Raw genomic sequence first — 23,353 nt, 5'->3', positions numbered from 1 at the left:
CACACCAATCATCCTTGGTCCCGTATGGCCGTTCAATAAAGACACCCATGGACGAACACGATCACTCACCAAACGAGGAAGAATCCCGAGTAGAACAGTCGCTGCTTGAGGAGGAAGCCGAGGACGCTGACGAGGCGGAGCATGAGGTTGCAGAGCACGACGAGCACGACATGGATCATGGAGATGGCAGCCACGACCACGGAGACCATGGGGGTATGCACGAAGGGCATGAGCAGATGTTCCGACGACGCTTCTTCGTCTCGACGCTCCTCTCGATTCCGGTCCTCCTCTACAGCGAGACGCTGCAGGAGTGGCTCGGATTCTCGGTCCCAGTGTTCCCCGGAAGCGAGTGGATCAACCCGGTTTTCGCGGTGGTCGTCTTCGGGTACGGGGGCGTGCCGTTCCTCCGGATGGCCGTCCCGGAGCTCAGGGACCGGGCGCCGGGGATGATGACGCTCATCTCGATGGCCATCACCGTCGCGTTCGTCTACAGCCTGGCGAGCGTGGTCCTCCCGACGACGTCGGCGTTCTTCTGGGAGCTCGTGACGCTCATCGACGTCATGCTGCTCGGCCACTGGATCGAGATGCGGAGCGTCCGCCGGGCCTCGAGCGCGCTCGACGAACTGGCGAAACTGCTCCCGGACACCGCCGAGCGCATCACCGGAAGCGGCGACACAGAGGAGGTGCCGGTGAGCGACCTCACGGAGGACGACCTGGTGCTCGTCCGCCCGGGTGCGAGCGTCCCCGCCGACGGCGTCGTCGAGGAGGGGGACTCGGACGTGAACGAGTCGATGATCACCGGGGAGTCGAGACCGGTCTCGAAGGACCCGGGCGACGAGGTGATCGGCGGCACCATCAACGGCGACGGCAGCCTCCGCGTCCGAATCAGCGCGACGGGCGAGGAGACGACGCTCGCGGGCATCATGCGTCTCGTCGAGGAGGCCCAGAAGAGCGAGTCCCGGACCCAGATGCTCGCCGACCGCGCGGCGGGGTGGCTGTTCTACGTCGCGGTGGCCGCGGCTGCCGTGACCGCCGTGGCGTGGACCGTCGCCGTCTCGTTCGACGCCACGGTCGTAGAGCGGGTCGTGACCGTGCTGGTGATCGCCTGCCCACACGCGCTCGGGCTCGCCATCCCGCTCGTCGTCGCGATCAACACGTCGCTCGCCGCGCAGAACGGGATGCTGATCCGGGACCGGATCGCCATGGAGGAGGCCCGCGAACTGGACACGATCGTCTTCGACAAGACGGGGACGCTCACGGAGGGCGAACAGGGCGTCGTCGACGTGGCGACCGTCGACGGCGTCGACGAGGACGAGGCGCTGGCGCTCGCCGCGGCCGTCGAGGGCGACTCCGAGCACATGATCGCCCGGGCGATCCGCGAGGCGGCCGACGAGCGGGGCGTCGCGGCGCGAAGCGCGACCGGCTTCGAGGCGCTCAAGGGTCGCGGCGTCCGCGCGACCGTCGACGGACGGACGGTCCACGTCGGCGGACCGAACCTCCTCTCGCAGCTCGACAGCGACGTCCCGCCGGAACTGACGGCGTTCGCGGAACGGGCCGGGGAGAACGCGCGGACGGTCGTCTACCTGGTCCGCGAGGGCGAGCGCGGCGAGCCCTCGGGCGGTGCGAGCGGCGGGGCCGCGAGCGTCGCGGGGGACCCGGTCGCGGCGTTCGCGCTCGCGGACGTCATCCGCGAGGAGAGCTATCGGGTCGTCGACGGGCTCCACGAACTCGGCATCGAGGTGGCGATGCTGACCGGCGACTCGAAGGACGTGGCCGACGCCGTGGCCGAGGAGCTCGGCATCGATACGGTGTTCGCGGAGGTCCTGCCCGAGGACAAGGACGAGAAGGTACAGGAACTGCAGAACCAGGGCAAGTTCGTGGCGATGGTCGGCGACGGCGTCAACGACGCGCCGGCGCTGACGCGCGCGGACGTCGGCATCGCCATCGGGTCGGGGACGGACGTCGCGGTCCAGTCGGCGGACATCATCCTCGTCCAGAACAACCCGATGGACGTCGTTCGCCTCGTGAAACTGAGCAAGGCGAGTTACCGCAAGATGCAGGAGAACCTCGTCTGGGCCGCGGGCTACAACGTGTTCGCCATCCCGCTCGCGGCCGGCGTCCTCGCCCCCATCGGCATCCTCCTCTCGCCCGCGGTCGGTGCCCTGCTCATGTCGCTCAGCACGGTGATCGTCGCCATCAACGCCCAGTTCCTCCGCCGGGTCGACCTCGACCTGCCGAGCCTCCCGGGCGTGTCGGTGCCGGGGGAGGTACGGCCGGCGGATTAGGGGTGCCGACCGGGCCACCCAGCTGACCCATCTGTACCATGACCTCGGGACCAGTGACCGTCGGTGGACATTCCGTCGATCCGGGCGAGAAGCGGACGTTCCGCTTCGACGCCGGGGAGACGTATCACGGCGACGCGCTGGATATCCCCGTCACCGTCGTCAACGGCGACGCCGCCGGTCCCCGGATCTTCCTGGCCGCCGCGGTTCACGGCGACGAACTGAACGGCGTCAAGATCGTTCAGGAGGTGGCAGATCGCTATGGGCCCGGCGACGTCAACGGTGCGCTCGTCTGTCTCCACGTGTTGAACGTCCCGGGGTTTCTGGCCCAGCAGCGCTACGTCCCCATCTACGACGAGGACCTCAACCGGTCGTTCCCCGGGAACGCACGGGGGACGATGGCCGGCCGGCTCGCGAACACGATCTACGAGGAGTTCGTCTCGAAGTGCGATCTCGGCCTCGACTTCCACACCTCGACGCGCAACCGGACGACCATGTACCACGTCCGCGCGGACATGCGCGATCCGGCCGTCGAACGTCTCGCTCGTGCGTTCGGAACGGGCGTCATCCTGGACGGCGAGGGGTCGGACGGGACGCTCCGGCGTGTCGCCTGCGGGGACGGCATTCCGACGGTCACGGTGGAGATGGGCCGCGCCCACCGGTTCCAGACGGCGCATCTCGACCGGGCGTTACACTGTGTCGCGAGCGTGCTGGCTGAACACGAGGTGCTTCCCGGTCGACCGGTCTCCTGGCCCGGCTGGACGCGAGTGGTCGCACGCGACGGCGAGAAGACGTGGGTGCGCGCGGAAACCGGCGGCCTCGTCGACATCGAGTGGGGACCTCACCCGCTCGTTGAGGAGGGGGAGCCGCTGTTCACGATCTCGGATCACTTCAAGGAGGACGTCGAGGTCGTTCGCGCGCCCGCCACTGGGCTCGTCGTCGGCGTCCTCGAGAGCGCGGTCGCGTACCCCGGCCACCCGCTTTGTCACTTCGTGAGCGTCGACGAAGCAACCGCGGCGATCATCGGAGACGACATCGAGCGGGGCGCGTTCGACGTCTACCGGGAGGGTGGATTCCAGTGGCCCGAGCCCCAGTGGTACGCGGAACACGAGTACGGGCCGGGTTCCGAAGGTGGCCGCGAACCCCACGACACGGGGTAAGCCCACGGTCGACCTTCCGGCGGAAAGCGACCGGACGACGGCGGGTTCGACGTACTGGGCGGGAACCCGGGCGACTCGGCGTCCCTCCGTCGGGAACCCCCCACCTCCCGGTACTTCGGTCGTATCTGCACCGCCGGAGGCGGCCGGGCGGAAGGACGGAAGCGTGTTCCGACCGCGTGGATCATTGGACGTACCGCACGACGCGTGCCATCCCCGCGTCGAGGTGGTACAGGTTGTGGCAGTGGAACAGCCAGTTCCCGGGGTTGTCGGCGACGAAGTCGAACGTCACCTGGCCCATGTGGCCGGGGACGACCACGGTGTCCTTGACCGCGTCCCCGACCCGGAAGAAGTGCCCGTGGAGGTGCATCGGGTGGATGACGGGGCTCCGGTTCGTCATCCTGACCCGGACGTGTTCTCCCTCCCGAACCTCGAGGGGGTCCGCGTCGGGGTAGGCCTCCCCGTCGATCAGCCACCGGTTCGAGCGACGGCCCGCCGAGAGCGTCAGGTCGAACGTTCGATCCGGACTCCCGCCGACGCCGTCCAACGGCGAGAGCGCCCGGAGGTCGTCGTACGACAGCCGCCGGTCGTCCGACGACGGAGCGGTCGGCGACTCGGACGCCCCGGTACCCTCGTACGACATGATCGCCCTCCCCGGCGGTTCGTCGCCGTCGATGGCGTCGGCACGTAGCTCCCACGTCCCGGGGTTGCCCGCCTCGACGACGGCGTCGTACCGTTCGCCCGAGCCGAAGCCGAACGAGTCGACGGTGACCGGCTCGACCGGCTGTCCGTCGGCGTGCGTGACGGTCAACGGGTGTCCGGCGATCCGAACGCGGAACGCCGTCGCGCTGCTCGCGTTGACGAACCGGAAGCGGACGCGCTCGCCGTCCCGAACCCCGAACGTTCGCGGGTCGTCCGGCAGGCGACCGTCGACGAGGGGGCCGGCGTACGGCGGTCGTCTCGTCGCCATCGGTCCGCCGCCCGTGCCGCCGGGACCGCCCCCTGGGCCCCGGTCCGAGTCGGCGGCGGAGAGCGGTCGCGGGGCACGGTCGAGGTAGTCGTCGACGACGACGGTGTACTCGCGGTCGTACGCCACGTGCGGGTCGGACTCCTCGATGACGAGCGGAGCGAGCAGCCCGCGGTCGAGCTGGAGGCCGGCGTGGCTGTGGTAGAAGTACGTGCCCGGGGGCTCCGCCCGGAACCGGTACGTGAACGAGCCGCCGGGTTCGACCGGCGCCTGGGTGACGTCGGGAACGCCGTCCATCCCGTTCGTCACGGGGACGCCGTGCCAGTGTATCGTCGTCCCTTCCGGGAGGTCGTTCGTCAGTTCGAGCTCGAACACCTCACCCTCGGCCATCCGGAGTTCGGGGCCGGGGAACTCGCCGTCGAAGAGCCAGTTCTCTGTGGACTCCCCCGGGCCCGGCTCGACCGTCCCGGCTGTCGCCCGCAGCGTCGCGGTCGTGTCGGCCGGGCCCGAGGGGGCCGGACGGGGAGTCGACGTCGACGCGGAGCCGTCGAACGGCGAGCCGCCGAGCGAGGAACAGCCAGCGAGCGCGCTCACACCGGCCCCGCCGAGCGCACGAAGAAGCCGCCGTCGATCGAGGGACGACCGGCCGCTCACAGCGCGTCGAGCACCCGCTCGAACCGACCCGCGACGTCCTCGGAGATGGAGTCGAGTTCCGGGTTGTCCGTGATGCCGACGAGTTGCTCCGGGTCGACCGCGCTCACGACGACGTCGCCGTCGTCGGCCTCGTAGACGACGACGTTACACGGGAGCAGCGCGCCCAGTTCGATCTCGGCCTCGAGCCCCTGGTAGGCCAGTTGCGGGTTGCACGCCCCGAGGATGCGGTAGTTGCGGAACTCCTCGTCGAGTTTCTCCGCGAACGTGGCCCGTACGTCGATGTCACAGAGTACCCCGAACCCCTCGTCCTCCAGCGCGTCGATCGTCCGCTCGACGACGTCGTCGAACGATCCGGTCACCTGTTTTTGTGTAGTATAGGACACATCGTGCAAGACGTTCCGAACGGTGATTACTGTTTTGACGGACGCGTCCTCCCGGGGTCCGACCGAGCGGACGAGAGTCGCGGTGTCCCCGCGGGGGCACCCACGGGGACGTGACCCCGCTCACGCGGCACAGTTGTTCGGGCCGAGTTCGAGTTCGGTCGCCTCGCTCTCGTCCTCGACCGTCTCCCGGCCGGTGTTGATGGCGATGACCGACTCGTAGTTCGGCGGCTTCTCGGGGGCGTTCTCGGTCAGCCGCTCGACAAACGCCGCCTCGTCGAGCCCGAGGAGGTCGAGTTCCTCGCGGAGATCGCCGAGGCGGGCCGTGAGCGGCTCGCCCGGCGTCCCGTTCTCGTAGCGACCGTCGCTCGTGATCGTGAGGTGGCCCGGCAGGATCCGGACGTCGTCGGGCAACTCGAGGATGGTCTCGTGGAGCGACTCGTACAAGAGTTCGGCGCCACGGGAGGCGTCCGCCTCGCCGAACTGGAGCTCCGTCCGGCCGACCGAGTCGACGAACAGCGTGTCGCCCGTGAGCAGGAGTTCGTCGTCCACGAGGTAGTTCATCATCTCCGAGGTGTGCCCCGGCGTGTGGAGCGCCTCGACCCTAACGTCGCCGACCTCGACGACCTCCCCGTCCGAGAGCGCGTCGAACTCGTACTCGACGCCGCGGTCGTGGGCCGGCTCGCCCAGGTGGTACGGGACGCCGACCTCCTCCGCGAGCGCCGGGCCGCCGGAGATGTGGTCCGCGTGGACGTGCGTGTCGAACACGCGGGCGACGGTGAGCCCCGCGTCCGCCGCGGTGACCTTGAACTGGTCGGTCTGTCTGGTCGCGTCGACGACGACCGCCTCCTCGGCCTCCCGCGAGCCGACGACGTAGCCGAGACAGCCCTTCGCCCGGCGCTGGACCTGCCGGACGACGAGGTCGTCGTTTTCCGTCTCGACGGGGGCGACCTCGTACACCTTGCTCCACGCCTCCATGCCGCCGGCGACGACCGACACGTCGTCGTAGCCTCTCTCGTCGAGTTCGAAGCCGAACGGCGTCGATGTAATCCCCTTGCCGCAGATGCCGACGACGGGGCGGCCGTCGGCCAGCTCCTTCACCTCCTCGAACTGGCCCTCGTCGAGTCCCTCCCGCGGGTCGTACGGGACGTTCTCCGCGTTCCGCACGTGCCACGCCTCGAAGCTGTCCTCCGGGCGCGTGTCGATGAGCGTGAACTGTTCGCCGGCGTCTATCCCGTCCGCGAGCTGTTCCGCGGTGATTTTCTCGACCATGGTTTCGTGGGTTCCCGTGTGGTTTCGCGTCGGTTCTCCGCCCACATCGTCCGTCCGTCGGTCGCTTCGCCCCTCCGCCACCGGCTCCGCCGGTCGACCGCCAGCGGCCGCCCTACCGTCGCCGGTTCCGCCCCTCGTCGGGGAAGGCGTTCCCCCGCGGGATCATCGCCGTCCCGCAGTAGGTCTCGCCGTCCGCGTAGTCGACGCCCGGCTGGACGAACGGGTACGGGCCGTCGGCGGGGGTGTTCTGGGCCCGGCCGCCGTCGTCGGCGGTCCGGACCAGCCCCGTCACCCCGTAGTCCACCGGCGAGTGTTCCTCGACGTACGCGGCGACGACGTCGACCGGGACCGTCCCGTCGTCGACGCGTACGTCCCGGAAGGGGAACCCGCAGTTCCCGAGGTCGCGCTCGGGGTCGCCGGGGCGGGTGAACGTCGCCACCGAGTACGGTTCCTCCGGGTCGACCGGCTCGCCGTCGACCCGCAGCTCGACCAGCCGACGACCGCGCTTGGCGGTCGGGTCGATCGTCACCTCGACGTTCGATGAGTAGCTCCGGACGCGGCCGTCCTCCTGGTCGTACGGGTACGGCGTGAAGTTGTCCTCGAGGAACGTCTCCATGTGGGAGGTGAGCTGCTGGCCGTACGCGACCCCGCGTGCGACCGGAACCGTCTGCGGGAAGAACGTGTACAGCTGTCCGAGCGTGAGCTCGCCCGGGGGGACGGCGGTCCCGTACCGGAAGCCGTGCGAGACGGCCAGGTCGGCCTCGAAGTGGGCGCGGAGCGCGTCGTTGAACAGCGTGTTCCAGGCGCTCTCGAGGAACGACTGCCGGTAGAGCGGCTCCTCCGTCCGCCCGACGACCGCGTCGAGGGGACGGTCGAGCCGACCGGCACCGCGCTCGAACCCCGGGTCGTCCTCGAGGAACGGCGCGCGTACCGACTCGACCGTCGCCGCTGCCTCGGGGTCCGGTTCCGGGGTGTGCTCGCCGCCCTCGGTCAGACAGTAGAGGTGGTGTCGGAACTGCACCTCCTCGTCCCGAAGCCGGAGGTCGACCCGCCCGAGCGCCTCGCCCATCCCGGACTCGACGACGACCGTCCCCGTGTCCTCGACGACGATTGGGTCGTACGTGTACTCGTGGGTGTGCGCGCTGAACATCACGTCCACGTTCGCACAGTCCTTCGCGGCCTGCACCATCCAGGGGAGGCCGATCTCGGTGACGGCGACGACGACGTCCGCGCCGTCCTCGCGTGCGGCCTCCGCGGACTCCTCGAGGAGCGCCGGGTGCTTCCCGAACCGGTACTTCCCCTCGGCGAACGCGGGCGCCATCCGGTCGACGTAGACGTTCGTCATCCCGACGACGCCGACGGCGACGCCGCCCACGTCGAAGACCTCGTAGGCGTCGAACAGACGATCGCCCGTCCCCCAGTCGTAGAGGTTGTTCGCGAGCACCGGCGCGTCGAGCGCGTCCATCAGGTCGAGGAAGTTGCCGTCCTCGGCTGCCTCGTTCGAGAAGTCCCAGTTGCCGGGGACGTACACGTCGGGTTCGAGGTGCCGGTTGATCGGGTCGAGCATCGCCCGCCCGTCCGTGTACGTCGTCACCGCGGAGCCGTGGAACGTGTCGCCGCTCATCAGCGTTCGGACCTCGTGTCGCCCGCGGAGTTCGTCGAGTTTCGCCGCGAGGACCGGGACGCCGCCGCCGCGTTCGACGACGCGGTCGTCGTCGCCGAACTCGAAATCCGGCCCCGACGTGGGGTTGTCGTAGTAGACCTGATGCCGCGGGGTCAGCTGTCCGTGCAGGTCGCTGACGTGCGCGAACACGAGGTCTGGGTCCCCACCGTCGCCGGCTAGTCCCCCGTCGAGCGACCGCCAGGGGCCCACGGGTGACTCATCGCTGGACATGTGACGACGGGGCGGACTAGGTCGGGTTCGGCCACGTGCGTTGTGGGCTCCATCTCAAGCAGTTTAAAGGGCGACCACTGTGGGAGCCCGCGGGGGTCCGTTCGGTCTGCAACCACAACGGGCATGATTCGGGAACCCTTCGTCCCTCGCGAGGATGAGTCGTCGAACCGTCGAGCGGGGGCTGTGTCGATGGTAGTCGAGTGGGTGACGACCGGCCTCACCGCGGCCGTCATCCTGGTCGCACCGGTCGTTCACGGCATCGCGGGGTTCGGGTTCGCGCAGGTGTCGATGGGGTTGATGCCGCTGTTCCGGTCCCCGTCGAGCGCGTCGATCATCTTCACGGCGACTGCCGTCGTGAGCAACGGGCGAGTCTGGTGGAGCGTCCGCGACGCGTTCGACCCGCGGAAGTGGATCGTCCCCGTCGCAGGCCTCGCCGTGGGGATGCCGCTGGGCATCTACGTGTTCAGCCGATTCAACCCGGCACAAATGCGCGTCGCGATCGGGGCCGTCCTCGTGTTAGCCGTCATCGTCGTCGGGGCGACCCAGCAACTCGACGTCGTTACGGACTGGATCGAGGCGCGGGAGTACCGCCCGGGACGGCTCGTCGGCGCGACCGCCGGCCTGCTCGCGGGGATCTTCGGCGGATCGGTCGCCGTCCCCGGTCCGCCGATGATCGTGTACGGGGCGTTCATGTCCGCGAGCGGCTTCTGGAGCGACGAGGAGATGAAGGCGGTGTTCACCGCCTTCTTCGGGACGCTCATGCTGTACCGGCTCGGGAGCCTCACGTACACGGGGGCCGTAACGTCGCCGCTGATGGTCGAGGCGGCGGTCGCGATTCCGATGGTGTTCGTCGGCGCGTGGGTGGGCGTGTACATCTTCGACCACGTCCCCGAGCGCGTGTTCCAGTGGATCGTCCTCGCGCTGCTGACCGTGAACGCGTTCGTCCTACTGTTCACGGCCGTCCCGGAACTCTGATCGGTTCCGAGGGGCGCTGACCGCACGCCGTGGAGGCTGAGCGCTTCACGATGGACGTGGACGCTCGAGGAGTTCGACCGCGCGGACGGCGATCCGAACGTCGGTTCGACAGCCCCACTACGTCGCCCGCCGATACTCCCACCGGTCGGTGTAGGCGTCGAACACGCGCCGGAGGATCCACGGGCGTGTCACCAACCGGGCGAGCAGGGCGGGACGCCGGGCGAGCCGAGCGAGGGCCAACCGCGGCGACCGGTCCACGTCCTCGATGTCGATCCCTGCGACCGCCTCGAGGACGTCGCCGAGCAACGTGGCTTCCCCCACCTCGAGAACGCCACGGACGACGTGGGCGAGGAAGTACTCCGGGCGGAGCCGCTCGTGGAGCACGAACGGGTAGTCGGCGAGGCGGTCCTCGGCGGCGAGTTCGGCCATCAGGTACGACGAGTGGATCCCCTGGGAGATCCCTTTCCCGGTGAGGCGGTTCGCGATCCCCGCCGCGTCGCCGACCCGGACGACGCCGAACTCCGGCAGGTACGTCCGCGTCGGGGCCAAACTCGGCCCCTCGGGGATGATCGCGACGTTCGTCCGGTCGCGGGTCGGGACGGGCCACCCGTTCCGTTCGCAGGCCGCACGCAGTGCCGCCATGTAGTCGTCGGGCCGGTCGGGCCCCGCCCAGCCGATGCCGACGTTGGCGCGCGTTGGCGACTTCGGGAACGCCCACGCGTAGCCCACGTAGTTCTCGAGGACCATCCGCGACCGCGGATACTGTTCGGAGAAGTCCCCCGTCACGTCGGCGTTGAGCGCGGTCAGGTGTCCGCTGTACTCGGCGGTGGATCGGGTCACCTTGCTGGCGAGCGACGGTTGGCCCGTCGCGTCCACGAGCAGGTCGTGCGCGTCCGCGAGCGTCTCGAACTCGGCTTTCGTCACCGAGTGGTCCGCCTCAACGCCGACGCCGTCGTCCGCCAGTTGCTCGGCCCAGCGTCGCTCCACGAGGTTCCGATCGGTGACGTATGCGTCGGCCGCCGGGAGCGTCACCTGCCCCACGAGCCGCCGGTCGGAACCGGTGTCCGTGTACACGGCGACCTCGAACGCCGGCGTGTCGTTCGCGAACCCGTTCTCGGGCGTCTTCGCGAGCGGGACGGCCGACGCCGCGGTCATCGCCTCGCCGCAGTTGACCCGCTTTGCCGTGTAGGCCTGGCGCTCGTACAGCGTGACCTCGTAGCCGAGCGTGTGCAGGGCGTACGCCGCGGCCAGACCGCTCACCGCTCCCCCGACGACCGCGGCAGACCGTCCGGAGCAGTCGGTCGGCGTTCCGACGCCGGAGAAGTGCCCGCCGCCGTCCACGAACGGGCTGCGATCGTAGCGCGTGCCCCGCCGATCCATGCCACCGATACGCTGGAGAGACTGAAAAGTATACCTCGCTGACTACAGGCCGAACGGAGCAGCCGTGACGGACGAGGCCGCGTCGCCGTTCCGGCGAGACGGGAGACAAGGTTCGCGCCGTTCGCACCCCCTCGGCGGGAAAGACTTTACCCGCGACACGCCGGGAATCCGTCATGGTCAATCTGGTAGAATCCGTCGCGGCGGCAGCCGACGAACACGCGGACGGGACGGCGGTCGGGTTCCGCGGCCGGGAGCTCACCTACGGGGAACTGTGGGGTCAGATCGGAGCGTTCGCCTCGGGGTTGGCCGATGCGGGCGTCGAACCCGGCGACCGGGTCGGGCTCTACCTGCCGAACCTCCCGCAGTTCGTCGTGGGTTTCCACGGGACCCTGCGGGCCGGGGGTGTCGTCGTCCCGATGAACCCCCAGTACAAGGCGCGGGAGATAGAGCACCTCCTCTCGGACTCGGGCGCGGACGTGGTCGTCGCGCTCGCGGACCTCGCGCCGTTCGTCGAGGAGGTACGGGAGGAGACGGGCGTCGAGCACCTCGTCACGGTCGGCGGGGACGGCGACGCGGGGGCCGACGACGCCGTCGCCTTCGAGGAGTTCTGCGGGACGCCCGGGTTCGAGACGGTCGAGCGCGACGCCGACGACGTCGCCTGCCAGCCGTACACCTCGGGGACGACCGGCCAGCCGAAGGGCGTGCTCCTTACCCACGAGAACCTCCGGTCGAACGCCGAGATGTCGCGCTCGCTCCCCCGGGGCGGCGTCCGCGCCGACGATAGCCTGCTCGGGGTGCTCCCGTTGTTCCACATATACGGCATGACCGTCGTGATGAACGCGGCGCTGTTCGCCGGCGGCGCCTACTTCCCGCTCCCCTCGTGGGACGCGGAGGAGGCGATGGACCTGATCGAGCGCGAGGGGCTGACCATGATGCACGGCGTGCCCGCGATGTACAACGACGTCGTCAACCAGCCGGACGCCGAGGACCGAAACCTCTCCTCGCTCCGGATGTGCGGGGTCGGCGGCGCCGGCATCCCGGTGGAGGTGCTCCGGCGCTTCGAGGAACTGTTCGACGCGACGATCTACGAGGGGTACGGCCTCACCGAGACCAGCCCGGTCACCCACTTCAACAGCGCCGACGAGGGCCGGCGGGTCGGCTCCATCGGGCGGACGCTTCCGGGCGTCGAGGCGCGGATCGTCGACGACGGGTTCGAGGCGGTCGACCCGGTCCCCGAGGGGCCGGTCGACGAGGGCGGCGAGGGGGGAACGGCCTCGGAGAGCCGGACGGGGTCCGGCGAAACCGACCTGGACGACGTCACGGGCGAACTCGTCGTCGCCGGCCCGAACGTGATGCAGGGCTACCACGACCGGCCGGAGGCGAACGAGGAGGCGTTCACCCACGAAGGGGGGACACGCTGGTTCCACACAGGCGACGTCGGCTACCACGACGAGGACGGCTTCTACTACGTGGTCGACCGGCGGAAGCACATGATCAACACCGCGGGCTACAACGTCTACCCGCGCGAGGTGGAGGAGTTGCTGTTCGAGCACGAGGCGGTCGCCGACGTCGCGGTCGTCGGGATCCCGGACGACCGCCGCGGCGAGACGGTGAAGGCGTTCGTCGTCCGGGCGCCGGACGGGGAGGTGTCGGCCGACGGGATCAGGCAGTTCTGTCTCGACAACCTCGCGGAGTACAAGCACCCGCGCGAGGTGGCGTTCGTCGAGGAGCTTCCCCGGACGACGACCGGGAAGGTCCAGAAGTTCGAGCTTCGTGGCGAGTGAGAAACGGAGGTGGGAGACTGTCCCGTGGCCGTCGCCGTTGCCGAGGACGGTCGGCCGGGACCGGGGGCTACCCCGGAATCCCCCATTCGAGGCCATCTGACCGCACGACGGGGACGAAATTTCCGGCGTCGACGGCGGAATCATAACAAGACTTTAGCCCGACTCCCGTGACCCTCCGAGATATGACCGAGCACACCGTCGAGTTCGTCGGCACGGGCGAGACGCTGGAGATGTCCGACAAGCAGACGATCCTGAGCGCGTGCATCGAGGCCGGCATCGCCCAGGAGTACTCCTGCCGGGTCGGCATGTGTCTCGCCTGCTCCGCCGAGATCGTCGAGGGCGAGGTGGCCCAGCAGGCCGCCGTCGCCCGCGGGCTCACCGAGGAGGAGGCCGAGGACTACGCGCTCACCTGCATGGCCCGGCCGGAGTCCGACCTCAAACTCGACCGCGGGAAGTACCCCCCGAGCATCGAGGACGACGCGACGGCGATGGACGGCGCGAACGGAGCGGCCGCGGACGACTGACTACCGGTTCTCGCCCATCCACTCGACTGCGAAGTCGACGAGCGGGCGCATCCGGCACAGCGTCGACTCCGCCAGGCCGACCGTCCCCCGAGCAACGTCGCCTTCGCGTTCGAACGCCGCCTCGATCTCGCGGAAGTCGTCCTCGCTCGCGGGCTCCTCCCAGGTGATCCAGCGCCGCCCCTCGTCGGTCAGCACCGGGGCCCCACTCCTTTCGGACGCCCCGTCGTAGTCGGCGCGGTACTCCGCGAGATGGAGCGACGTGTTCGCGTCCACGCCGATGCGCAGGACCGTCGCGTCCAGGTCGTAGAGTCGCGCGAGCGGCGAGGCCTCCCCCAGCGGCGAGTCGTAGGCGTGGTCGGCCGTCACCCGGTCCGCGTCAGCGCCCCACGCGGCGAACGAGGTGGTGGGGTGGTCGCTCCGGACGACGTCCGGGTACGCGCGGAAGCAGTCCACGACGGCGCCCATCCCGCGGGTCGGCGTGAGTTCCGGGCGGAACGGCGGGGCGGCCTCGCGGATGGTTTCGAACCAGTCGTCCGGCACCGGCGGACGCTCCCAGTCGGCCGGGTCCGACAGCTGCGTGGAGTGGGTCGGCATCGCGAGCGTCCCGGACGCGGTGACGGCGTCCAGCAGCGCGTCGACGACCGCGGGGGCGCCGCCCGGGACCCATCCGACGGCCGACAGCGAGGAGTGGACGAGCACCGCGTCGCCGGGCGAGATCCCCAGTTCGCGGAGGTCGGCCCGGAGGCGCTCTGCCGTCGCCGGCTCGTCCGTCCGCTCGACGACGTCGCGTTCGGTCATGGTCGAACGAGCCCGCCCGCGAGGAAAACCGTACCGTTCAGCCGGCCGACACCGCGCAGTTGTTCGGCCCGAGTTCCGCCTCGAACGCCGCCTCGTCGTCCATCGACTCGCGCCCCAGGTTCGTGGCGATGATCCGCTCGTAGTTCGACGGCCGGGGCGGCAGGTCCGAGGCGACCCGGTCGACGAAGGCGTCCTCGTCTAACTGGAGCACGTCCATCCCCCGCAGGTCGCCGAGCGGCGCCGCGTAGGCGTCGCCCCGGGCGTCCGCGTGGTCGGCGTAGTGGCCGGGCGCGACGAGGGTGTCGTCCGGCAGCGCGAGCAGGCGGTCGTGGAGCGTGTCGTGGGCCAGCACGGCGTACTCGCGGGCCGCCTCGTCGCCCCGCTCGAGGTCGGGCCGGCCGACGCTCCGGAGGAACAGCGCGTCGCCGGTGAAGAGGACGTCGGGGGCGGCTTCGTCCCCGTCCCCGTTGCGGCCGCTCCCGCCGCCGTCCCCGTCGCGGCCGCCGCCGTCACCTCGGCCGCCGCGGAGCGCGAACGCCGTTAGCTCGCTCGTGTGGCCCGGCGCGTGGATCGCCGCGAGCGTCGCGTCGCCCACCTGCAGTTCCTCACCGTCGCCGACGAGCCTCGCGTCGAACGCGAGCCCACGCTCGGCCGCGCCGTCGGGGAGGGCGACTTCGGCGTCGGTCCGCTCGGCGACCGCCCGGACGCCGCTCACGTGGTCGGCGTGGACGTGGGTGTCCAGGGCGTATCGGAGCGTCGCGCCCCGCTCGTCGGCGTCCTCGACGTACCGGTCCGCGAACGCCCGGAGGGGGTCGACCACGGCCGCCTCGCCGCCGGAGACGACGAGGTACGCGAGACAGCCCGAGGAGGGGCGCTGGTACTGGAGGACCGTCGCGTCCCCCGCGTCGAGTTCCGCCGCGAGGTACGTCCGCGCCCAGGCGGTCATCCCGCCGGCGAGGTTCACTGCGTCGACGCCCGCCTCGCGGAGCAGGCCGGCGACCTCCGTGCTCGCCTCTCCGCGCGGGCAGACTGACACGACGGGATCCGTGAGGTCGTCGGGGAGGAGGTCCGCGGGGTCCCCCGTCGCTCCCGCCGCGACGAACTTCACGTGGGGCACCTGCGCGTCGGTCACGCTCCGGCCCTCCACGCGCCAGGTCTCGTACTCGTCGCGGTTTCGCACGTCGAGGATCGAGACCGACTCGCCGGCGCGGAGGCGGCGCGCGAGCGTCTCGGGGTCGAGTTCCTCCTCGTGAGTCATGGGAGCGGTAGGGGCGTGCGCGGGGAAACGTTAACGCCGACGGCCGGCCATCTCCCCACATGGATTCGGCCGCCCTGCGCGAGCGGGTCGAGGCGGAGAAGGCCACCGAACTGGAACGGCTGGGCTCGAACAGGTTCCTCGTCGCGCTCACCGACGCGGACCTCGCGACCGGGACGGTGCTCCGCGCGGCCGCCGACAGCGAACACGCGGCCCACGCCACCTTCGGCCGGTGGGCCGACCACGAGAACGACCCGGCCGCGCGGGAACTGTTCGGCTGGGTCGCCGATCGGGAGGCCGAACACCGGGACCGCGTGCTCGAGACCCTCGGGGAGGAGTACGACCCGAGGGACGGGGGAACCGTACACTCCTACCTCCGTGATCGAACGGACGCCGTCGAGCGCGTCGCCGCGGGGCTGGTCGGCCGGCCGCTCGTCAGCGTCAGGGCGCACCTGCAGATCGTGAGCCACTTCGTGAACGAGGCCGACGAGCCGCGCGCGGACCTCTTCCGGGACCTCCGGTCGGAGACGGAGGAGGAACTGGAGCGCGGACTCGCCTACCTCGACGACCACTGCGATCACGAGGAGGACTGGGAGACGGCGGCCGCGGTCGCGGCCTACGTCGTGCAGCTCGCCTACGACGACTACGCGGACTCGCTGCGGGGGCTGGGCGTCGACGTGAAGCCGGTCTGCTGACGACGGGCGGGCGTTCCCGGCCGCCCTACTTCGACTGCCGGTACACCAGGTTCCGCTGGATCTCGCTGGCACCCTCGTAGATGACCGGGATGCGGACGTCGCGGTAGACGCGGGCGATGCGGCGGTCCGCGAGCACCGAGCGGCCGCCGTGGAGCTGCATGCCGCGCTCGGCGCAGTCGACGGCCGTCTCGGTCGCCTTCAGCTTCGCCATCGCGGCCCACAGCCCCGCGTCCTCGTTCGCCTCGACCTTCCCGGCCGCGCGGTAGGTCAGCGACCGCGCGGCCTCGAACTCCGTCCGCGCGTTCGCGAGGTCGTGCTGGACCGACTGGAAGTCGGAGACGTTCCGGCCGAACGCGTTCCGCCCGTGGACGAACTCCCAGGCCTCCTCGATGGCCGCCGCGGCGAGGCCGAGGCCGTGGCCGCCGACGACGACCCGGCCGTGGTTGAAGAAGTCCGCGAGCGCGTAGAAGCCGCCGCCCTCCGCGCCCACGAGGTTCCCCTCGGGAACGAAGCAGTCCTCGAGGACGACGTGGCCCTGCTTGGACGCGCGCATCCCCATCTTCTCTGGGATGTGCTCGGCCTCGTAGCCGTCGCGGTCGGTCTCGACGATGAACAGCGAGTAGTTGCCGTAGCGGTCCTCCCGGTCGCCCGTCTTCGCGTACAGGGTGAGCCAGTCGGCCTCGACGGCGTTGCCGACCCAGTACTTCTCGCCGGTGAGTTCGTAGCCGCCCTCGACCCGCTCTGCCGCGGTCGTCATCCCCGCGAGGTCCGAACCGGTCTCCGGTTCCGAAACCGCCAGCCCGGAGAGCTGTTCTCCCTCGGCCACGGGGCGGACGTACTCCTCGCACTGCTCCTCGGTGCCGTACTCGTAGACGAGTTCGTTGCCGAAGGAGGCGAGCATCAGCGTGAGCCCGATGCCGGCGTCCGCGCGGTAGAACTCCTCGGCGACGGCGAGCAGTTCGACGAGCGAGAGCCCCCGCCCGCCGTACTCCTCGGGGACGTCCTGCCCCACGAGGCCGGCCTCCTGCCCGGCCTCCAGGACATCCCAGGGGTAGGTGCCCTCGCGGAAGTGCTCCTCCGCGACGGGCGCGATGTGCTCGGCCGCGAACTCGCGGGCCTCCCGCTTGGCCTCGCGGGCGTCCTCCGGGACGAGCGACTCGTCGAGCAGGTCGAGGTCTGAACGCATGGGCCGGCGTTCGCCGCGGCCGCCCATAACCGTCCTGAAACGCCCGACGAGGGGAACGACGTTTATCGGGTCACCCGGCGTCCGTGTCGACCCCCTCGTCGCCCCGCCCGGCGGCGTCCTCCCGGTCGGCACCCGCACCGCCCTCCTCCTCGTCGCCCGGCCCCTCGTCGCCCGTTCCGGTCGCGTCAGCGAGCCGCTCCCGCACCTCCGGACGCCGCACCGTCCCCGAATCCGTCCGCGGGAGCCCCTCCGCGAACCGGATCGCCCGAGGGAGCTTGAAGTCCGCGAGCCGCTCGCGACAGAACGCCCGCAGCTCCTCCGCGTCCAGTCGATCCGGCGCGTCGTCCGGAGTTTCGGCCGGTCCGTCGCCGGGGCCGCGTTCCGCCCCCTCGCCCGCCGGAACCACGAGCGCGGCGACGCGCTCGCCCCACTCCTCGTCGGGGACGCCGACGACCGCCGCGTCCGCGACCTCCGGGTGCTCGCGCAGCGCCGCGAGCACCTCGCCGGGGTCGACGTTCTCGCCGCCGGTGAGGATGCGGTCGTCCGCCCGGTTGAGGACGTAGCAGTAGCCGTCCTCGTCGCGGTACCCCCTGTCGCCGGTGGCGAGCCCGTCCGCCCCGAGCGCGGACTCGTTCGCCTCGCGGTTTCGATAGTAGCCGGGGGTGACCGACGGCCCGGAGACGACGAACTCGCCCACCTCGCCGGGCGGGAGCTCCTCGCCGTCCTCGTCGCGGACGCGGACGTCGGTCCAGAGGAGGGGTCTGCCGACGGTGCCGACCCGGTCGAACGCCTCCCCGGGCCTGGCGACGGTGATTCCCGAGGCGGCCTCGGTCATGCCGTACGTCGGGTGGACCGGGATCGAGTAGTGGCGACAGCGCTCGATCAGTTCCTCCGAGGCGGGGGCGCCGCCGAGCAGCACGACGCGGAGCGAGTCGGAGAGGGTCCCCCGCGCGTCCAGCATCCGGCGGAGCATCGTCGGGACCAGCGAGATGCCCGTCACGTCGTACTCGCGGACGTCGTCGGCGACGCCGCCGGCGTCGAACCCGGTCCGGAGGACGACGCCCGTGCCGTACAGCGCCGCGCGGTACAGCGGCATGATGCCGCCGGTGTGGTGGAACGAGAGCGCCGCCATGTAGCGGGCGTCGGGGTTCACGCCCAGCCGGAACGCGGAGGCGGTCGCGGAGGCGAGGACGTTCCCCATCGTGAGCACGACCAGCTTGGACGTGCCGGTCGACCCGGAGGTGAACAGCATGAGGAGCGGCTGGCCGCGCGTCCAGGGCGAGGGCTCGATCTCTCCCCCCTCGGCGGCCTTCAGGTGCGCCACCCGGTCGGCGTCCGCCTCGTCGAGCGAGACGACGGGGACCGTCGGCTCGCCCGCCGTCCCCGCCTGCCCGTCCGCGGTCGTCGACCCTTCGTCGCCGTTCCCCGCCGCCTCCCCCTCGTCGTTCCTCGCTTCCCTTCCCTCGCCGGTCTCCTCCGCCTCCCCCTCGTCGGTCGCGGCCGTCGCCTCCACCGCGGTCCCCTCGGTGTCGGCCTCGCAGACGAGCACGGTCGCGTCAGCCGCGTCGAGGCGGGGACGGAGCTCGGCCGGCGTGAGTTCGTGGCTCGTCGGGACGAGTCGGGCACCGAGCCGCATCGTCGCGTGGACCAGCGTGACGTACTCGATCCGGGGGCTCACGACGACCGCGACGTGGTCCCCGGGGCCGACGCCCAGCCCCGCCAGCCGCCGGGCCATCTCGTCGGCCGCCTCGTCCAGGTCCGCGTACGTCCAGGTCCGCCCGGTCGCCGCCGAGACGAGCGCCTCCGCGTCCGGCGTGGCGGCGACCCGATGGGCGAGCCAGTCGCGCATACCGAGGGAGGTGGACCGGGGCCTTACTACTCTTCCGCCTCGGGTCGGTCCAGGTCGGCCTGAAAGAAACCCCTCGTGACTGACAGGTGTCCCGCGACCTCAGTGCCCGACGAACTCGACGAGCACGCCGCCGGTCGAGCCCGGGTGGAGGAACGCGACCTCGTGGCCCCAGGCGCCCTCGCGGGGCTCCTCGTCGACGAGTTCGACGCCCATCGAACGCGCCCGCCCGAGCGCGGCCTCGACGTCCTCGGTGGCGTACGCGAGGTGGTGGATGCCGGGGCCGTTCCCCTCCAGGTAGCACGCGATGGCTCCCTCCCCCTCGAGCGGTTCGAGCAGTTCGAGGTACGAGTCGCCCGTCTCGAGGAAGACGACGCCCATCCCGTCGAACTCCTCCTCGTGGGCGACGCTCGCGCCGAGCAGGTCGGTGAACAGGTCCGCGAGCGCCGCGGCGTCGTCGGTGGCGACGCCGACGTGATCGAGGTGCATGCCTGACCTCCGGGGGCGAGCGAGAAAAATCCGGGCGTCCGAGCGCCCCCGCCGGCACGGTCCCGCGGGCCGGTAAGCCGTGACGACGTGGTAGCCACCCGTTCCGGACGGCCCCCGAACCCCGATCCCTTCAGACGGTGCTCCCAGGCTGGTACTCGCCGAACTCGTCGCGGAACACGTTACAGATCTCCCCGACGGTCGCGTACGCCTTCACCGCGTCCACGACGGCCGGCATCACGTTGCCGTCGCCCCGGGCGACGTCCCGAAGCGCCGCCAGCGCGTCCTCGACCGCCTCCGAGTCCCTGGACGCGCGGAGGTCCCGGACGCGCTGGACCTGTGCCCGCTCCTCCTCCTCGGAGACCTCCTCGAGGTCGATCCGCGCCTCCTCCTCGACCTGGTACTCGTTGACGCCGACGATGACCCGCTCGCCCTCCTCGATCTCGCGCTGGCGCTCGAAGGCGGTGTCCTGGATCTGCCGCTGGACCCACTGGCTCTCGACCGCCTCCAGCATCCCGCCGCGGGTGTCGACCTCGTCGATGATCCCGAACGCCTCCTCCTCGATGCCGTCCGTGAGGCTCTCGACGTAGTAGCTCCCCGCGAGGGGGTCGATGGTGTCCGCGGCGCCCGACTCGTGGGCGAGGATCTGCTGGGTCCGCAGCGCCGTCCGGACGGACTTCTCCGTGGGGAGCGAGAGCGCCTCGTCCTTCCCGTTGGTGTGGAGGCTCTGGGTGCCGCCGAGCACCGCCGCGAGCGCCTGGTAGCCGACGCGGACGACGTTGTTCTCGATCTGCTGGGCCGTCAGCATCGAGCCGGCGGTCTGGGTGTGGAACTTGAGCTGTTTCGACTTGGGGTTCTCGGCGCCGAAGCGCTCCTCCATGATCTTCGCCCACATCCGACGGGCGGCCCGGAACTTGGCGACCTCCTCGAGGACGTTGTTGTGGGCGTTGAAGAAGAAGGAGAGCTGCGGGGCGAACTCGTCGACGTCGAGGCCGGCGTCGACGGCCGCCTGCACGTACTCGATGCCGTTGCCGAGCGTGAACGCGACCTCCTGGGCCGCCGTCGAACCGGCCTCCCGGATGTGGTAGCCGGAGATGGAGATGGTGTTGAACTTCGGCGTCTCGGCCGCGCAGAACTCGAAGATGTCGGTGATGAGTCGCATCGACTCCTCGGGCGGGTAGATGTAGAGGTTCCGCGCGATGTACTCCTTCATGATGTCGTTCTGGACGGTGCCGCGCAGCTCCGCCCGTTCGACGCCCTGCCGGTCGCCCATCGCGACGTACATCGCGAGCAGCACGGAGGCGGGCGCGTTGATGGTCATCGAGGTGGACACCTCGTCCAGCGGGATGCCGTCGAAGACGCGCTCGAAGTCCTCCAGCGAGTCGATGGCGACGCCGGACTTGCCGACCTCGCCGGCGGCCATGTCGGCGTCCGAGTCGTAGCCCATCTGGGTCGGCAGGTCGAACGCCATCGAGAGCCCCGAGGAGCCCTCGTCGATGAGGTAGCGGAAGCGCTCGTTCGTCTCGGCCGCGGTGCCCATCCCGGCGTACTGGCGCATCGTCCACAGCCGACCGCGGTGCATCGTCGGGTAGACGCCGCGGGTGTACGGCTCCTCGCCGGGGAACCCGAGGTCGTCCCCGTAGTCGAGGTCCGCCACGTCGTCCGGCGTGTACAGCGGCTTCACTTCCTGGCCGCCCGTGTCGGTGGTGAACCGCTCCTCGCGCTCCCCGAACCGCTCGACGGTGGGCGCGCGGGTCTCCTCCTCCCACCGCTCCTTCTCCGAGCGGATTTCCTCCAGGTCGTCGGGGTCGAACATCACGTAGGGCGTGGCCCCGTCGGACCTTAAAGCCTCCACGTGCTCGCGTGGACCACCTCGGGGCGACGGCGCTCGGACCCCGTGCGACCGTCCGAGTACCTCCACGACCGGCCCATCCTGCCGGGATTTATGCGGACCCCATTCGACGTGGCCGACGTGTCCACTGCACTCACCGTCGCGTACGTCCTGCACACGCTGTTCGCGGGCGCGTGGGTCGGCGCCGTCCTGCTCGCGGCCTGGAAGGTGCTCCCGCTCGCGGGCGACGGCGACCTCGGCGCCGACGCGCTCGCGTCGGTCACGTCGGGGCTCACGACGCTCACCCGCCTCGGCGCGCTCGTCTTCGTCGCCACCGGCGGCCACATGGCGGCCACCGTCTACGGGAGCGAACGGCTGTTCGGCACCGGCCAGGGCCACCTCGTGCTCACGATGCTGACGCTCTGGCTCGTGATGACCGCGCTCGTCGAGGTCGGGGCGAGCAAGGTTCGGTCCGCGCTCGGCGTCGGCAAGGTCCGGACCGCCGCCCGCGACGCTGACGCGTTCCTCAAGGCGGCCAGCGCCGTCGGACTGGTTCTGCTGACCATCGGCGGCTACCTGGTCAGCCCGGGGCTGTAACGCGACGACCGATCACCGGGGGCGTCACCCGCCGTGCCCGTCCCGACGGCCCCGACGCCTCAGAGTTCCGTCTCGAACAGGTACGCCCAGCGGTCCATCCCCTCGCGCTCGTAGAACTCGATCGCCCCCTCGTTGTCGAGGAGGCTCGCCAGGACCACGTGCTCGCAGTCCCGTTCGCGGGCCCACGACTCGACGAACGACAGCAGCGCCGCGCCGTGGCCCTCGCCGCGCCGGGGGCCCGTCACGACGAGGTCGTGGACCCACGCCTGGCGTTCGTGGTGGACCACCCGCCGGACGGAGACGCCGGCGACGCCGACCAGTTCGTCGCCGTCGTAGCGGCCGAACAGGCGGTAGCCCTCCTCCTCACGCCACGAGCGGACGAACGACTCGTCGGCGTCGGTCCACAGTTCACGGAGCACCGGGACCGCGCGGTCCCAGCCCTCGCTCGTCGTCACCTCCTCGACGCGTGTGCCGCCCATGCCCCGCCGTTTCCCGGGAGCCACGAATCGTTTTCCCCGGCGAGACCCGAAGGCTCACGGTCACGCCGGTGGTTGCATCGACCATGGCGATCAGCGAGGACGTGGCGCGGTTCGTCCGGGCCGCCGGCCCGGAGCACACCGAGGTACAGGAGCGGATGGCGGCGTTCGCGCGCGAGCGCCGGTTCCCGAACATCGGCCCCGACGCCGGCGCCGTCCTCGCCCTCCTCGCCCGCCTGACGGACGCGGAAACCGTGTTCGAGTTCGGCTCCGGCTTCGGCTACTCCGCGTCGTGGTTCCTCCGCGGCGGCGCCGACCGCGTCGTCCTCACCGAGTTCGACGAGGACGAACTGGAGCGGGGCCGGGAGTTCCTGGCCGAGGCGGGGCTGGCCGAGCGCTGTCGGTTCGAACGCGGCGATGCCCTCGAGGCGGTCGAGCGCTACGACGGCCCGTTCGACGTCGTGCTCGTCGACCACCAGAAGGAGCGCTACGAGGAGGCGTTCGAGGCCGCCGCGCCGAAACTCGCGGACGGGGGAGTCGTCGTGGCGGACAACGTCATGTACGGCCCGGTGGACTTCGACGCGCTGCTCGCGCACCTCGAAGGGGAGCCCCACGCCATCGACGTGGACGACGAGGACTCGCGCGGCATCGCCTGCTACCTCGACGCGGTCTGTGGCGCGTCCGAGTACGAGACGGTCGTCCTCCCGGTGGGGTCGGGGCTCGCCGTCACCACGAAGGTCACGGAGTGAACGGGGCAGGGGCCGCCGAGCGGAGACCACCGAGGGGAACCGACCGCCGGGTCGGGGCGACCGACGCCGAGGTTCAAATACGAGGGCGGGACCACGGCCGGCGTGCGCTGAGAACCGCCGTCCGACGTCCGCGGGTGTGCGGCGTCACGTCGGACGGACGAGTCG

At 70.8% G+C, this 23,353-nt stretch carries 21 protein-coding genes; 8 read left to right on the top strand and 13 right to left on the bottom strand.

The window, feature by feature from the left end; translation table 11 throughout:
- Positions 1 to 65 precede the first annotated feature (65 nt).
- Positions 66 to 221 (bottom strand): hypothetical protein, encoded by a 156-nt coding sequence (locus HUG12_RS21710; protein WP_246308219.1) that lies wholly within the window; start codon positions 219 to 221, stop codon positions 66 to 68.
- Here HUG12_RS21710 and HUG12_RS10340 point away from each other — a divergent pair.
- Entirely contained in the window at positions 216 to 2,285 is a 2,070-nt protein-coding gene (locus HUG12_RS10340) for a heavy metal translocating P-type ATPase (RefSeq protein ID WP_321169575.1), read from the top strand. The two genes, HUG12_RS21710 and HUG12_RS10340, sit on opposite strands and share 6 nt — an antisense overlap.
- Positions 2,286 to 2,323: 38 nt before the next feature.
- Positions 2,324 to 3,442 (top strand): succinylglutamate desuccinylase/aspartoacylase family protein, encoded by a 1,119-nt coding sequence (locus HUG12_RS10335; RefSeq protein WP_179268690.1) that lies wholly within the window; start codon positions 2,324 to 2,326, stop codon positions 3,440 to 3,442.
- A 181-nt stretch (positions 3,443 to 3,623) separates the two neighbouring features.
- Here the strand turns inward: HUG12_RS10335 and HUG12_RS10330 are convergent, their stop codons facing one another.
- From HUG12_RS10330 to HUG12_RS10315, 4 genes are all read right to left on the bottom strand, one after another.
- A complete protein-coding gene (locus HUG12_RS10330; protein ID WP_246308029.1) occupies positions 3,624 to 5,000 on the bottom strand; it encodes a multicopper oxidase family protein in 1,377 nt (458 codons plus the stop codon).
- A gap of 56 nt (positions 5,001 to 5,056) precedes the next feature.
- Positions 5,057 to 5,443, bottom strand: coding sequence for a DUF302 domain-containing protein (locus tag HUG12_RS10325; RefSeq protein WP_179268688.1), 387 nt, complete (start codon positions 5,441 to 5,443; stop codon positions 5,057 to 5,059).
- A 120-nt stretch (positions 5,444 to 5,563) separates the two neighbouring features.
- Positions 5,564 to 6,712, bottom strand: a complete 1,149-nt coding sequence (locus HUG12_RS10320; RefSeq protein WP_179268687.1) for an MBL fold metallo-hydrolase — start codon at positions 6,710 to 6,712, stop codon at positions 5,564 to 5,566.
- 112 nt (positions 6,713 to 6,824) lie between these two features.
- The gene (locus HUG12_RS10315; protein ID WP_179268686.1) at positions 6,825 to 8,606 is read right to left on the bottom strand and encodes a 5'-nucleotidase C-terminal domain-containing protein; all 1,782 of its coding nucleotides are present in this window, start codon (positions 8,604 to 8,606) and stop codon (positions 6,825 to 6,827) included.
- A gap of 189 nt (positions 8,607 to 8,795) precedes the next feature.
- Between HUG12_RS10315 and HUG12_RS10310 the strand changes: the two genes are divergently transcribed.
- Positions 8,796 to 9,581, top strand: coding sequence for a sulfite exporter TauE/SafE family protein (locus tag HUG12_RS10310; RefSeq protein WP_179268685.1), 786 nt, complete (start codon positions 8,796 to 8,798; stop codon positions 9,579 to 9,581).
- 117 nt (positions 9,582 to 9,698) lie between these two features.
- Here HUG12_RS10310 and HUG12_RS10305 read toward each other — a convergent pair whose 3' ends face one another.
- The gene (locus tag HUG12_RS10305) at positions 9,699 to 10,961 is read right to left on the bottom strand and encodes an NAD(P)/FAD-dependent oxidoreductase (RefSeq protein ID WP_179268684.1); all 1,263 of its coding nucleotides are present in this window, start codon (positions 10,959 to 10,961) and stop codon (positions 9,699 to 9,701) included.
- Between the two features lie 173 nt (positions 10,962 to 11,134).
- Here HUG12_RS10305 and HUG12_RS10300 point away from each other — a divergent pair, with 173 nt between their 5' ends.
- Positions 11,135 to 12,745, top strand: coding sequence for a long-chain-fatty-acid--CoA ligase (locus HUG12_RS10300; RefSeq protein ID WP_179268683.1), 1,611 nt, complete (start codon positions 11,135 to 11,137; stop codon positions 12,743 to 12,745).
- Positions 12,746 to 12,927: 182 nt separating this feature from the next.
- The gene (locus HUG12_RS10295) at positions 12,928 to 13,269 is read left to right on the top strand and encodes a 2Fe-2S iron-sulfur cluster-binding protein (RefSeq protein ID WP_179268682.1); all 342 of its coding nucleotides are present in this window, start codon (positions 12,928 to 12,930) and stop codon (positions 13,267 to 13,269) included.
- Here HUG12_RS10295 and HUG12_RS10290 read toward each other — a convergent pair whose 3' ends face one another.
- On the bottom strand, positions 13,270 to 14,067 hold the full coding sequence (locus HUG12_RS10290) for an aminoglycoside N(3)-acetyltransferase (RefSeq protein WP_179268681.1): 798 nt from the start codon (positions 14,065 to 14,067) through the stop codon (positions 13,270 to 13,272). It lies immediately after the preceding gene.
- Positions 14,068 to 14,104: 37 nt separating this feature from the next.
- Positions 14,105 to 15,325: an MBL fold metallo-hydrolase gene (locus HUG12_RS10285; protein ID WP_179268680.1), complete on the bottom strand. Its 1,221-nt coding sequence runs from the start codon at positions 15,323 to 15,325 to the stop codon at positions 14,105 to 14,107.
- 59 nt (positions 15,326 to 15,384) lie between these two features.
- On the opposite strand from HUG12_RS10285, the gene HUG12_RS10280 reads away from it, so the two are divergent.
- The gene (locus HUG12_RS10280) at positions 15,385 to 16,017 is read left to right on the top strand and encodes a ferritin family protein (RefSeq protein WP_179268679.1); all 633 of its coding nucleotides are present in this window, start codon (positions 15,385 to 15,387) and stop codon (positions 16,015 to 16,017) included.
- 25 nt (positions 16,018 to 16,042) lie between these two features.
- Here the strand turns inward: HUG12_RS10280 and HUG12_RS10275 are convergent, their stop codons facing one another.
- The 4 genes from HUG12_RS10275 to HUG12_RS10260 form a co-directional block, all read right to left on the bottom strand.
- Positions 16,043 to 17,203 (bottom strand): acyl-CoA dehydrogenase family protein, encoded by a 1,161-nt coding sequence (locus tag HUG12_RS10275; protein ID WP_179268678.1) that lies wholly within the window; start codon positions 17,201 to 17,203, stop codon positions 16,043 to 16,045.
- A 70-nt stretch (positions 17,204 to 17,273) separates the two neighbouring features.
- On the bottom strand, positions 17,274 to 19,052 hold the full coding sequence (locus HUG12_RS10270; RefSeq protein WP_179268677.1) for a class I adenylate-forming enzyme family protein: 1,779 nt from the start codon (positions 19,050 to 19,052) through the stop codon (positions 17,274 to 17,276).
- A gap of 99 nt (positions 19,053 to 19,151) precedes the next feature.
- Positions 19,152 to 19,538, bottom strand: a complete 387-nt coding sequence (gene mce / locus HUG12_RS10265; protein ID WP_179268676.1) for a methylmalonyl-CoA epimerase — start codon at positions 19,536 to 19,538, stop codon at positions 19,152 to 19,154.
- A gap of 130 nt (positions 19,539 to 19,668) precedes the next feature.
- Positions 19,669 to 21,351: an acyl-CoA mutase large subunit family protein gene (locus tag HUG12_RS10260; protein WP_179268675.1), complete on the bottom strand. Its 1,683-nt coding sequence runs from the start codon at positions 21,349 to 21,351 to the stop codon at positions 19,669 to 19,671.
- Positions 21,352 to 21,507: 156 nt separating this feature from the next.
- Between HUG12_RS10260 and HUG12_RS10255 the strand changes: the two genes are divergently transcribed.
- Complete coding sequence (locus tag HUG12_RS10255) at positions 21,508 to 21,963, top strand: transporter (protein ID WP_246308028.1); 456 nt, start codon at positions 21,508 to 21,510, stop codon at positions 21,961 to 21,963.
- Positions 21,964 to 22,022: 59 nt separating this feature from the next.
- Here the strand turns inward: HUG12_RS10255 and HUG12_RS10250 are convergent, their stop codons facing one another.
- A complete protein-coding gene (locus HUG12_RS10250) occupies positions 22,023 to 22,442 on the bottom strand; it encodes a GNAT family N-acetyltransferase (RefSeq protein ID WP_179268673.1) in 420 nt (139 codons plus the stop codon).
- A gap of 83 nt (positions 22,443 to 22,525) precedes the next feature.
- On the opposite strand from HUG12_RS10250, the gene HUG12_RS10245 reads away from it, so the two are divergent.
- A complete protein-coding gene (locus HUG12_RS10245; protein WP_179268672.1) occupies positions 22,526 to 23,188 on the top strand; it encodes an O-methyltransferase in 663 nt (220 codons plus the stop codon).
- Positions 23,189 to 23,353: the final 165 nt, after the last annotated feature.

This window comes from Halorarum salinum (assembly GCF_013402875.1).
Lineage (GTDB): Archaea > Halobacteriota > Halobacteria > Halobacteriales > Haloferacaceae > Halorarum > Halorarum salinum.
This window is presented reverse-complemented; position numbering and strand designations above follow the sequence as displayed.

Bases quoted from the DNA above. Each gene is read 5' to 3' on its own strand.
- HUG12_RS10280 (WP_179268679.1), top strand. From the start codon at position 15,385: ATGGATTCGGCCGCCCTGCGCGAGCGGGTCGAGGCGGAGAAGGCCACC.
- HUG12_RS10250 (WP_179268673.1), bottom strand. From the start codon at position 22,442: ATGGGCGGCACACGCGTCGAGGAGGTGACGACGAGCGAGGGCTGGGAC.
- HUG12_RS10300 (WP_179268683.1), top strand. From the start codon at position 11,135: ATGGTCAATCTGGTAGAATCCGTCGCGGCGGCAGCCGACGAACACGCG.
- HUG12_RS10305 (WP_179268684.1), bottom strand. From the start codon at position 10,961: ATGGATCGGCGGGGCACGCGCTACGATCGCAGCCCGTTCGTGGACGGC.
- HUG12_RS10310 (WP_179268685.1), top strand. From the start codon at position 8,796: ATGGTAGTCGAGTGGGTGACGACCGGCCTCACCGCGGCCGTCATCCTG.
- HUG12_RS10295 (WP_179268682.1), top strand. From the start codon at position 12,928: ATGACCGAGCACACCGTCGAGTTCGTCGGCACGGGCGAGACGCTGGAG.
- HUG12_RS10275 (WP_179268678.1), bottom strand. From the start codon at position 17,203: ATGCGTTCAGACCTCGACCTGCTCGACGAGTCGCTCGTCCCGGAGGAC.
- HUG12_RS10335 (WP_179268690.1), top strand. From the start codon at position 2,324: ATGACCTCGGGACCAGTGACCGTCGGTGGACATTCCGTCGATCCGGGC.
- mce (WP_179268676.1), bottom strand. From the start codon at position 19,538: ATGCACCTCGATCACGTCGGCGTCGCCACCGACGACGCCGCGGCGCTC.
- HUG12_RS10320 (WP_179268687.1), bottom strand. From the start codon at position 6,712: ATGGTCGAGAAAATCACCGCGGAACAGCTCGCGGACGGGATAGACGCC.
- HUG12_RS10290 (WP_179268681.1), bottom strand. From the start codon at position 14,067: ATGACCGAACGCGACGTCGTCGAGCGGACGGACGAGCCGGCGACGGCA.
- HUG12_RS10270 (WP_179268677.1), bottom strand. From the start codon at position 19,052: ATGCGCGACTGGCTCGCCCATCGGGTCGCCGCCACGCCGGACGCGGAG.
- HUG12_RS10245 (WP_179268672.1), top strand. From the start codon at position 22,526: ATGGCGATCAGCGAGGACGTGGCGCGGTTCGTCCGGGCCGCCGGCCCG.
- HUG12_RS10340 (WP_321169575.1), top strand. From the start codon at position 216: ATGCACGAAGGGCATGAGCAGATGTTCCGACGACGCTTCTTCGTCTCG.
- HUG12_RS10285 (WP_179268680.1), bottom strand. From the start codon at position 15,325: ATGACTCACGAGGAGGAACTCGACCCCGAGACGCTCGCGCGCCGCCTC.
- HUG12_RS10315 (WP_179268686.1), bottom strand. From the start codon at position 8,606: ATGTCCAGCGATGAGTCACCCGTGGGCCCCTGGCGGTCGCTCGACGGG.
- HUG12_RS10260 (WP_179268675.1), bottom strand. From the start codon at position 21,351: ATGTTCGACCCCGACGACCTGGAGGAAATCCGCTCGGAGAAGGAGCGG.